The sequence below is a fragment of the Emticicia sp. genome (genome assembly GCF_043780375.1).
GTDB lineage: Bacteria > Bacteroidota > Bacteroidia > Cytophagales > Spirosomataceae > Emticicia.
Map to the genome: position 1 here is coordinate 1 of NZ_JAYWCU010000109.1, position 11047 is coordinate 11047.

The following is an 11047-nucleotide window of genomic DNA, read 5'->3' on the forward strand; positions in this document are numbered from 1 at the left end:
TGTTACTTCAATTCTAATGGAAAAACTGATAGTTTAGTTTTTTTGTTATACTAAAAATAAAAATAATGCAAGTATTAACCCGTAATTCGCATAATTTAGTAAGTTTAAAACCTTTTATTCAACCAAATCCTTTACTATGAAAAATGAAATTTCTCGCCGTGGTTTTATAACCATTGCACCGCTTGCCACAGTTGGCTTATTTTTAAATAAAAAACCTAATTTCTTTAGATTAGACAAGCCAAATTCAAAATTTGGAGGTGTACAAATGGGTGCAATTACTTACTCGTTTAGAAGTATGCCGCACGATATTGACCAATTATTGAAGTTTTGTATTGATGCCAATGTCAGTGCTATCGAAATGATGGGCGACCCAGCCGAAGATTTTGCGGGAAAACCTAAAAATCCGAATCCGTTCAGAATGGGGTCTCAGTCGCCACGACCAGCAGGTAGCACAGCACCAACTGGTCCTCCGCAACGCCCTCAAATGACTGACGAACAAAAAGCTCAAATGGCAGCATACGGAAAACAAGTAGCCGAGTGGAGAGCAACTGCTTCGATGGATAAGTTTAAAGAAATTCGTAAGAAATTTAATGATGCAGGCGTAAGTATTTATGCTTTCAAACCAAATGCTTTTGGAGCGAATAATGCTGACTCAGAAGTAGATTATGCTATGAATGCCGCTAAGGCTTTAGGAGCAACTTCGGTAACAGTTGAGCTACCAACTGACTCCGCTCAAACAAAAAGATTGGGTGATTTGGGTACGAAAAATAAAGTTTATGTGGGTTATCATGCCCACTTACAAGCAACTGATACGCTTTGGGACGAAGCATTAAGTCAATCGCCATACAATTCGCTTAACCTTGATTGTGGACATTACATTGCAGTTGGCGGAAAAAATACCAAAGAAACATTGTTAGCACTGATTCAAGCCAAGCATGACCGCATTACGAGTATGCACATAAAAGACCGCACGGCAGATGGCAAAAGTAATTTGGCATGGGGCAAAGGCGACACGCCAATCAAGGATGTTTTGTTATTGGTAAAAAATAAAAAATACAAATTCCCTATTTCTATCGAGTTGGAGTACGATGTTCCAGCAGGCTCTGATGCCGTGAAAGAAGTAGCTAAATGTATTGAATATGCTAAGAATATATTGGTTTGATGAGAATTAAAAACTGGGAAGTATCTCAAATATGAGTTACTTCCCTATGTTTAGTATTGAGTTGTTAAGCGGCACTGAAAGTGTCAAGCTTGAATAGCACTGATTGAAAATCGGTGTAAGATTTGATTTTTTAAAGCCTCAACCGATTCACCAAAACCAAAACCGAAGTATCTTTCGCCGAACTATTTCTGCTTTGTCGTTTGACTCGGTCGAAATTGCCTAAAACAATATCTTCGTCGCCATCGCCATCTATATCATTGGCATCCATTACGAGCCAATTTCCTGCATTTGCTTCTTTTATAGTGAATGGCTTGAAAGTTAAATTTCCCTTGTTTTCAAGGTAAATAAATGCTTCTTTTGGTTGATTTTTGATGTCTGGAAAATATGAAATCGTAGCTATATCAATATCACCATCTTTGTCAAAATCTCTCGCAATAGCTTTAAAACAACCATGAATAGGGAAGAAAAATTGTTGTTTAAATCCGTTCTTGCCATCATTCAAATAGCCATAAACCCCATGAAAGTTTTTAAGTAAATGCGTACTATAATCAGCATTGTCACCACTAGTATAGAGAATATCCTTGAAACCATCATTATTCAAATCGGTCATTTCAAAATAGCTCGAGCCATGTACAGGCGAAAAACGTAAGATTTCTTTTTCGTCAAAATGAGAAACGCCACCCGAAGGAACACCTCCCGAAGGAACGCCTTCCGCACCTTTTCCTTTATTGGTAAAAAGAAAAATACCTTCTTGTGCTTGGGCAAAAAGTACCCAAATATCAGGCAAACCATCGTTGTTTACATCATCAATATAAGTCTTTATAGCTCCCGTGAATTCTCTGATAATTTTTTTCTCATGAATATTATTTCCTTTGTTGCGGTACCAAAACAAGGCTCCTTTCTTATTTCCGTAACCGCAAATCAATTGGTCAATTAGTCCATCTTTGTCTAAATCTACTGCATTGCTCTGCACAGGTCTTGGTAGGCTATCAAGCAACGGAGCGTTTTGTGTGAAACGCCCTTTTCCTGCAAAACTAAAAGGATGTAAAGTGCCAGTTGTTAAATCATTGGGATTCAGAATGCCAATATTGGTAAGAAAACCTTGTCGATTTCCAGCTTTTTGTAAATCGTTTTCAAAATTAATATTTACAATGGTTTCCTTTATTTTTTGAGACAAAATAGGAGAGAGGTTTTTATCATAAATCGAAAGCAAAGCGTCACTTGCTACATAAATTTGCTGATTTACTGCATCAATTTTTATACAGGTTACCGAAGGAAAACTGCTTTTAGGAATGGATATTGGCTTTACTGTAAATAAATCTGAAATGGCTGAAATAGGTTCTCGTGCTTGTGAAGGAAGTTTTTCAGGAGCACTATCTTTGTAATAAGCAACTATTTTGTCCCAGTCGTCGACCGAAATAGCCGATTTACTTGTATATTTATTATTCGCATCTTTCTGAATATCAGGGTAGGCTTCCCCATTGACAATCTGCAAACCTAATTGTTGGGCCATAATCGGCAAAATGTTCTTTTCCCAGGTAGATTTATCAAGTAGGGTTGGCTCAGGGAAAAGATGACATGAGCCGCAGTAAGTTTGAGCTAGTTTCTCGCCTTCAGATTGTGTATTACAACTCAAAGTGAATAATAAACTAAAGAAAGATAAATAGCTTATTACACTAAATAATTTCATGCTTGGAAGTGCCAAAGGGTTTTTACGAATTATTCCGAAAGCTAATTAAAATAGGGTGTTTTACAAAACGAAGAAATTGTCTTCTTGATGATATTGGCAGTTTTCAGATAAAAAAAATGCGTGCCATCTTAATAATAAGCGACACGCATTTTTTAAAAAAAGATTACAAATTCTTTTTGGTCAACTCTTTTACCGCAAAATCTGCTGCACGGGCAGTCATTGCCATATAAGTAAGTGAAGGATTGACACATGATGCCGAAACCATAAATGAGCCATCAGTTACGAAAACGTTTTTAACGTCATGTACTTGGTTATTAGAATTTAGGACTGAAGTTTTAGGGTCTCTTCCCATGCGAGCCGTTCCCATTTCGTGAATCGCCATGCCGAGGAATGAACCTTGATTATTGCCTTTTACATTTTTTACGCCAGCCGATTCCAACATTTCGATGGCATCATTTTGCATATCAATACGCATTTTTTTCTCGTTTTCTTTCAATTCTGCATCAAAAACTGCCAATGGAATGCCCCATTTGTCTTTTTCGGTTTTGTGTAAATAAACTTTGTTTTCGAAATAAGGAAGTGTTTCGCCAAACCCACTCAAACCCATTGTCCAAGGGCCTGGATGTGTCAATTCTTCTTTGAAATCTGCACCAAAACCTAATTCAGCCACATTTCGTTGCCAGCCTTGGCGACCAGCTCCTGCTCCTCCTTGATAACCAAAACCACGTATATAATCACGTTTATCAGTACCAATATTGCGGTAACGTGGCACATAAATTCCGTTGGCACGACGACCATAAGAATATTTGTCCAAATCGCCTTCCCATTCGCCTGATGCACCGATTTTGAAATGGTGATCCATTAAATTATGTCCTAATTGACCAGAATCATTTCCAAAACCATTTGGGAAACGATTAGATGTTGAGTTTAGCATCAATGATGTAGAGCCCAAAGTACTGCCACAAACAAAGATAATTTTGGCAAAATAATCACGGTGTTCCATCGTTACGGCATCAATTACTCGCACGCCCGTTGCACGTTTTTTGTTTTCGTCGTACATAATTTCCGACACAACCGAGTCGGGGCGAAGCGTTAAACGACCCGTTTTGGCTGCTGCTGGCAAAGTGCCCGATTGCGTACTGAAATATGCTCCAAATGGACAACCCAATGAACATTTATTACGGTATTGACAAGCACCACGACCAACGCCTATTTGTTCTTTTTTAGCTTCCGAAAGATTGGCAACTCGACCGATAGTCATATTGCGACCTGGGAAATTCTTTTCGATGCGTTTACGTACTTCTTTTTCTACGCAATACATTTCCATTGGAGCAATAAAATCACTGTCGGGCAATTGTGGTAAACCTAATTTTTCACCCGAAATACCAACAAATTTTTCGACATAAGAATACCACGGAGCAACGTCTTTGTAGCGAACAGGCCAATCAACGGCAATGCCATCTTTTAAGTTTGCTTCAAAATCAATATCGCTCAAACGGTATGACTGACGACCCCACATAATTGATTTTCCACCAACGATATTTGGGCGATACCAGTCGAAGCGTTTTTCTTCTTTGTATAAAGCATCGGAATCATTCATCCAATATTTTTCTGTCATTTCGTTGTACGGATAATCACGTGCCAACTTCGGATGCGTAGCTTTTTGTTCAACTGTCAATCGTCCATTATATTGCGATTCCCACGGAGCTTTCATGGCATTTTCGTAGCCTGTTACGTGTTCGAGTTGCTTTCCTTTTTCGAGCATTAAAACTCGTAAACCCTTTTCAGTCAGCTCTTTAGATGCCCATCCTCCCGAAATTCCAGAGCCAATTACGATGGCATCGTAGGTTTGGTCTTTTATTGAATCTATATTTAAGTTTGCCATTTTTAGTTTTAAGATTGAGTTGTAAATTATTCAAAATCAGGTCTTTTGGTAAATGAAAAAACATTCATAATTTATCATTCACTATCGCACGGGCGACCCCGTAATCATTAAAATTACGCCCAAGTTTTTTGACCTGCTTTCATTGGCATACAGCCATCAAATCTACCGGGAATTGACAAATATTCTAATGCCTGTGTTGCTCCTATCTCGGAAGTAAAATACCCAGTAACTGTCAACCCTTTCATTTGAGTGAAAAACGATTTATTGTTAATAGTGCTTTGTTTCACTATTTCATTTTTCTGAGCAAGGTCTAATCCAACGAAATTTTTTCCAAATTTTGTTTTACTATCAGCATCTAATTTTGCCAATCCTGCATAAAACTTTTCTTGGTCGATTTTTTCGTAGCAATCACGTACAACTCTCACAATAAATTTTTCAACACCTGCCGCTTTTGCTCCTGGCGTGCCAGTAGTTGGAATAATAATGTCGGCAATTTCAGAAAGCAATATCTCTTGCTCGGCTGTAACAGCTACACTTCCCCCAAAATTAGTTACTTGTCCCATTGCACCTGCCATCAGCGGTGCAGCCATTACACCTCCAAGCATGAGTGTAACCTTTTGAATTGCGTCTCTACGATTCATATTTTTAGATTTAATGAGTGTTTTTTTTAATTGAGTGATTTACGATTTAGTGATTTTTGTAATAAAATCACATATTTACTAAATCACTTATTCACAAATTTCTTATCTGTGAAAACTTTCGCCTACAAATTTCAAAACTTCTGGAAGAGCGGTTCGCCAATATGTCCAGTTGTGAGCTCCCTCACGAACTCTAAATTCGTGTGGAATTTTCTTGTCAATCATCATGGCATGAAGAGCCATATTGCCTTTTATCAAGAAATCATCATCGCCACAATCAATATAAAACTTTACTTTTTTCAAATCGTCGGCATTGGCAGTTTCAACAATTTTTATAGGAGCATTTTTATAATAATGTTCGGTCAAACGCTCTTTTCCTTTCAAATCTTTCCCGTATAAGTCCCCGAAAACATTATTCCAACGAGCATTGTCCGTATTTCCTGTTACAATTTCATCGTCAGTCCAAACTGCGGCACTTAATGGAGCGGCAGCTACAAACATTTCAGGATGTTTGGTGGCGTACAATAAGGTGCCAAGTCCGCCCATCGAAAGCCCCGCAATTGCTCTAAAATCTTTTTTTGCTCGAATTCGGTAGTTAGTTTCAATGTATGGAATGAATTCTTTTATGAAAAAGTCCTCAAACTTAGTTTTCCCATCGAAAGTATTCATGTACCAACTCACGCCAGCATCTGGCATCACAATAATCATTGCAGGGGCTTGACCACTATTGATAGCTTTGTCGGCAATTTCTGGTGTTTGTCCAAATTGAGTCCAACCAGTTTCGTCATCAGTATAGCCATGTAATAAATAAAGAACGGGGTATTGACGATTTGTTTTGTCGTAATCGGCAGGAAGGTAGATGCTATATTCAACATCTTTGCCAAGTGTGGTACTTTTGATTTTTAGACTTTCTTTGAGCGTGCCTTGTTGGGCATAAGTAGCAACTGAGCCTATTATTAATAATAGGCAAAGAATTTTCTTCATTGTCGTTTCTTGATGTTAAGGTTGAATAATTCAGTAAATATAGCAGATTTACTTTCATTTCTATCAAAAAAAATGCTAATAAATCTGCTATAAATCTAATTATTTAACTCAATGATTTTCTTGCCTCACGGTCTGGGTCATTTTTCAAGACCGACTCGTCGTTCAAAATCATGGTTTCTCCTTTTTCGGTAGTATATTTTTCCCAATTTGGCAAACCTCCACCATTGGGATTCCCTGTTCGGACAAAGTTTAAGAATGATTTTGCCATTTTTTCTGAGAGTCTCCTTGGTCTTGCACCGCCGCCAGTATGTGTAAGCATAAGGTCTGTATTATAGAACCAAAAGCAGATATCATCGCAATGGAATGCTCGCATTCTACCGTCGAAAAGGGGAGGCTGAAAACCAAACCAAGCCAAATAAACTGGGGCTTTTTGTTTGGCTTTGGCATCGGCAGTTGAAATGGCAGCTTTCCGATTACTGACAATCATTGACCAAATTTCAATGGGTTTTTTATCAGGAAAAGTTTTGGCGTAGCTATCTACAATTGTGCTTGTTTTCTCGCCAAATCTTGATTTTAGATTTTCTTTTGCTTCTGCTAAAGTTACGTTTTCAAGGGCAGAATTTACTCTACTGGGCGATTGCTCGTTGAAAGTCGTACTAATAATCATAGGAATGTCGGCCGAAAAGTGCGAATTGTCAGCATAAAATGTACCATCCGACAAGAAACGACCGTCGGCGACTGGCACAAAACCACCACGTGCAAGATTAAGTTTTTTTGCTTCATCTGCCATTTTTGTTACGGCACGATTGGCAATGTCAATATACTCTCTCCATGGAATTTGCTGTAATTTCCCAATTTCATTAGCATTTAGTCCTGCTTCTTTTAGAACCATTTCGCCTAATTTTTCAGAATATTCTTTCGACAAACCGTTAATAGACGAACCACTCAAAGCAACGGCTTTATGGAACAAGCCCTTGGCTGACGGCATGGCAGTAAGTACACAAACTTTTGCTCCACCACCCGATTGACCAATGATTGTAACATTGCTCGCATCGCCACCAAAATTGGTAATATTATCTCGTATCCACTCTAAAGCTGCCACAATATCCAACATCCCAACGTTGCCCGAAGCCGCCATTTTATCTCCACCAACAGTTGTTAGGTTTGTAAATCCTAATGCACCTAAGCGGTGATTGAGCGAACAAAATACTACATCACCAAAGCGGCTTAAGTTTTCGCCATGATAACCGTCTTGTTCAACAGCATTTCCATTTACGTATCCGCCACCGTGTAGCCACACAATTACTGGTCTTTTTTTGTTGTCGAGTGCAGGTGTCCAAACGTTAATTTTCAAACAATCTTCACTTACGTCATCATAATTCCAATGATCCACAAAAGAGGCGTATTGATCGGCATAACGTTTTTCCATGATTTGCGGAGCAGAGTTTCCCCACCAAACCGCTGGTTTTACGTCAGTCCATGAGGCAGGTTTTTTTGGAGGCATGAAACGGTTTTCTCCTGAAGTGTCTGCTCCATAAGAAATCCCCAAAAAAGTATGAATACCTCTTAGAATATAACCACGAACTTTGCCGTGTGCAGTATTGGCTACTGCAATGTTATCGCCCACGAACAGCACCTGTTCATCTTCTTTTGGTTTAAGAGTTTTTGCTTCCGTCGATAAAGTAGCTCCCAAACCTAAACCAGCCGTACTTAAACCAAGTTTTTGAATAAAACTTCTTCTGTTTGACTCCATGATTATATCTTTTTATAAGGTTGAATATATTTGTACTCTTTTGCTGAGCAATTAAAGTAGCTCCAGTGGAGCGTTCTGTTGATAGTAAATGAATGTTATAATAGATTTTTAGCTCCATCGGAGCGTCCTACTAACAGGTCGTTGCGATGGGACTTATATTGTCTTTGCTTAATTCTTTCTATAAACAGAATGCTCCGTTGGAGTTATTACTAACAATAAGAATTTTTCTCAAAATCTTACGCCATCATTTTCTTCAAATTATTGAAACTCGTAGTTAAGTTTTCAACCGGTGAAGGTGCCCCATCTTGTTCGATGAAATAATGCTCAACACCCGCAGTTTTGGCTGCTGCAAAAATCGGTTTAAAGTCAATATAGCCTGCACCTACTTCTACTGGTTTTTGAGTTTCTTTGTTCAAATCTTTTACATGGAAAAGGGGGAAACGACCAGGATGTTTTTTGAATAATTCTGGAATATTTACACCTGCTTTTGTTGCCCAAGCAAGGTCAAGTTCAAATTTGAGCAAATCGGCACTAATTTGTGAAGTCATCATATCGAATGGCATTTGTCCTTCTACTTTTTCAAATTCTGCCGTGTGATTATGATACACAAATATAAGACCTGCTTTCTTGGCTGCTTCTGCTGCTTTTTGAAGAATTTCTATCGACATTTTGATTTCCTCCATCTTATTGACAGGAATACTGGCACAAACCAAGTATTTTACACCGCCTTCGGCAGCTTCATCAACAATTTGTTGGGTATCGTTGAGCAAAGATTTCATTGCTGGCATTGCAGGTCGAGGAGGAGATGCTGGCTGTCCTGCGGCGGCAGGTGGCGGAGTTGCATTAGGTCTTCTAAACGGAGCTCCACTTACGTGATGTGCTTGCCAAGACATACCCAAATCGCCCACTAATTTAGCAAATTCTTTTGGTTTCATGCCATAATAGCCACCTTTCATGCTAAATGCCGACTCAATTTCTTTATAGCCAATGGCTGCAATTTGCTTTAAAGTGCCTTCTACATCTTTGTCGATAACCGACATGGTTGTGAATAATTGTACGCCGAAATTTTTCACCTTTTTTGTATCAGAAAATACATCGGCAAAGTTGGGTAAAATCAAACCACTTAGTGCTAATGCACTCGAATTTTTTATAAAATCTCGTCTGTTTTGCATTGTTTTATATCTATATAGATTGCATTTTTCTACAAAAGAGAATTGGGTTTTTACGCCCAATTCTCGATACTATTTAGTTTAGGTTTTATTATGCATTTGTTTGATAAAGCAATTATTTACTCGCTCGCTTTAAATTCAATAGCTGAAACTGCCATGACGATTTGCGTGTCTTTCGCCTTTTCATTTCTGAAAACGAAATAGACATCATGCTGCCCTGTATTTTGAGGAACACTTACTTTCAACTTATTATTCATGTTTGGGCGAGCGGGTGGTGTAGTAGGTGCTGCTTGACCATTGGCAGGAGCTGCTGGTGCGGCTGGCGGCTGTCCCATTCGCATTTCTCTTGGTTCGATTTTATCGCTTGTACCAATCAAAGTACCAGTTGGAGAATCAAGGCGAAGTTCAATAACGCCACCCGATGCACCTACACGCGTTTGTGCTTGGGCGGTAATTTCGATTTCGCTGATGCCAGTTAAATCAATATTAGTATAACCTAAATAAGCCTTATCACCCACCATTGAGAATGAGCGTCCTGGAGTAATTACTAATTGTGTACCTTTTGACTTATCGGCAAGCTCTGGATTTAAGGTTGGGTTTTTCAAAACAACCACGTCTTCGGTTGACAAAGACTTCATTACTTTTGTGCCTTTGTCTTTATAAGCTGCACGTAGAATGTACGTTCCGCTGTTTTTTTGACCTTCAGGAATTTTAGTTGAATAACTTCCTGTAGTAGGCAGTGATTTGGCTACTTTTGGCTCGTTGATACCTATAATATAATCAACCATAAGGTTGGCTTCTGCCATCGAAATTTGTGGGTGAGCTGCCATTACATGGTCGCCCCATACGCCGCCGCCGCCATTGATAATTTTCTTTGAAAGATATTCAACCGCTTTGCTGTCGCCTTTGTATTTGTTTGCAACATCTTTAAGGCTTGGCCCAACCGATTTTACATCAATAATATGACAAGATTTACAATCACTTTTGCTCATCAAACGCTCTCCCATCGAAGCGAATGCAACAGCATCAACACCTCTGTGGTTTTGCGATGCTTCGATTTTATCATAACCTATTGGCATATAATCAATGCTTATGGCTACCTGCTCAGGTTTAATTTTTCCGTTTGTTAAATTTCCATCTTCTTTGTCTGAAACGCTAACTTCGTAGTCGATTGGTTTATTAGGAAAATAAAACGTTCTGTTGCCTTTTTTGATGTTGAAAGCTACAGCTGGAGGCTCATTTCCTACTTTTACTTCTAAATAATCGCTATTTTCTTCACCTTTACTATCTTTTACAGTTAAAGCAATTTCATAGATGCCGGGTTTGTCAAAAGTTACAGTTGGATTTTCAGTTTTGAAAACTCTTTTGCCTGCTTTGCTTTTTACTTCCCAAGTATAAGTTAGTTTATCGCCATCAGGATCATTGGTTCCTTTCGACGAAAAGTTTACTTTCATCGGGACTGAACCTGTCAAATTATCTGCCGAAGCCACAACTTTAGGCATACGATTGCCGCCATTGTATTCAACTTTTACGAGTCTTGCATTGTCGTTTCCTTTAAACCATGCCGAACCATATTCAAGCACATATAAATCTCCGTCAGGTGCAAAATCCATGTCAATGGCACTACCAAAATCGCTATTTGGCATGAAACGCTCCATTGATTTATAATCACCTTTTTCGTCCATCGTTACCGACATAATCCAACCACGCATAAACTCTACAATCAACCATTTTCCTTCATAATAGTCAGGAAAAATACGCTTTCC

Annotated in this window: 8 protein-coding genes; 1 reads left to right on the forward strand and 7 read right to left on the reverse strand. The window is 38.7% G+C overall.

The features are described from left to right. Positions 1–136: 136 nt before the first annotated feature. Positions 137–1162: a sugar phosphate isomerase/epimerase family protein gene (locus ACH2CJ_RS07970; protein ID WP_394991899.1), complete on the forward strand. Its 1026-nt coding sequence runs from the start codon at positions 137–139 to the stop codon at positions 1160–1162. A gap of 130 nt (positions 1163–1292) precedes the next feature. On the opposite strand, the gene ACH2CJ_RS07975 is transcribed toward ACH2CJ_RS07970, so the two are convergent. From ACH2CJ_RS07975 to ACH2CJ_RS08005, 7 genes are all read right to left on the reverse strand, one after another. Then, on the reverse strand, positions 1293–2852 hold the full coding sequence (locus tag ACH2CJ_RS07975) for an FG-GAP repeat domain-containing protein (RefSeq protein WP_394991901.1): 1560 nt from the start codon (positions 2850–2852) through the stop codon (positions 1293–1295). A gap of 163 nt (positions 2853–3015) precedes the next feature. Next, positions 3016–4737 carry a GMC oxidoreductase gene (locus tag ACH2CJ_RS07980; RefSeq protein WP_394991903.1) on the reverse strand — a complete coding sequence of 574 codons (1722 nt, stop codon included), beginning with the start codon at positions 4735–4737 and terminating at the stop codon, positions 3016–3018. Between the two features lie 113 nt (positions 4738–4850). Beyond that, positions 4851–5378, reverse strand: coding sequence for a gluconate 2-dehydrogenase subunit 3 family protein (locus tag ACH2CJ_RS07985; protein ID WP_394991905.1), 528 nt, complete (start codon positions 5376–5378; stop codon positions 4851–4853). A gap of 102 nt (positions 5379–5480) precedes the next feature. Continuing rightward, positions 5481–6359: an alpha/beta hydrolase gene (locus tag ACH2CJ_RS07990; RefSeq protein WP_394991907.1), complete on the reverse strand. Its 879-nt coding sequence runs from the start codon at positions 6357–6359 to the stop codon at positions 5481–5483. 103 nt (positions 6360–6462) lie between these two features. After that, complete coding sequence (locus ACH2CJ_RS07995) at positions 6463–8112, reverse strand: carboxylesterase/lipase family protein (protein ID WP_394991909.1); 1650 nt, start codon at positions 8110–8112, stop codon at positions 6463–6465. Positions 8113–8348: 236 nt separating this feature from the next. Further along, positions 8349–9284, reverse strand: coding sequence for a sugar phosphate isomerase/epimerase family protein (locus ACH2CJ_RS08000; RefSeq protein WP_394991911.1), 936 nt, complete (start codon positions 9282–9284; stop codon positions 8349–8351). Between the two features lie 116 nt (positions 9285–9400). After that, positions 9401–11047: PKD domain-containing protein (locus ACH2CJ_RS08005; protein ID WP_394991913.1), on the reverse strand; the 1647-nt coding region annotated here is incomplete at its 5' end.

What these genes read in the sequence shown, in the direction of transcription:
- ACH2CJ_RS07995 (WP_394991909.1), bottom strand. Translation starts at nt 8,112, where the DNA reads ATGGAGTCAAACAGAAGAAGTTTTATTCAAAAACTTGGTTTAAGTACG.
- ACH2CJ_RS07985 (WP_394991905.1), bottom strand. Translation starts at nt 5,378, where the DNA reads ATGAATCGTAGAGACGCAATTCAAAAGGTTACACTCATGCTTGGAGGT.
- ACH2CJ_RS07970 (WP_394991899.1), top strand. Translation starts at nt 137, where the DNA reads ATGAAAAATGAAATTTCTCGCCGTGGTTTTATAACCATTGCACCGCTT.
- ACH2CJ_RS08000 (WP_394991911.1), bottom strand. Translation starts at nt 9,284, where the DNA reads ATGCAAAACAGACGAGATTTTATAAAAAATTCGAGTGCATTAGCACTA.
- ACH2CJ_RS07975 (WP_394991901.1), bottom strand. Translation starts at nt 2,852, where the DNA reads ATGAAATTATTTAGTGTAATAAGCTATTTATCTTTCTTTAGTTTATTA.
- ACH2CJ_RS07980 (WP_394991903.1), bottom strand. Translation starts at nt 4,737, where the DNA reads ATGGCAAACTTAAATATAGATTCAATAAAAGACCAAACCTACGATGCC.
- ACH2CJ_RS07990 (WP_394991907.1), bottom strand. Translation starts at nt 6,359, where the DNA reads ATGAAGAAAATTCTTTGCCTATTATTAATAATAGGCTCAGTTGCTACT.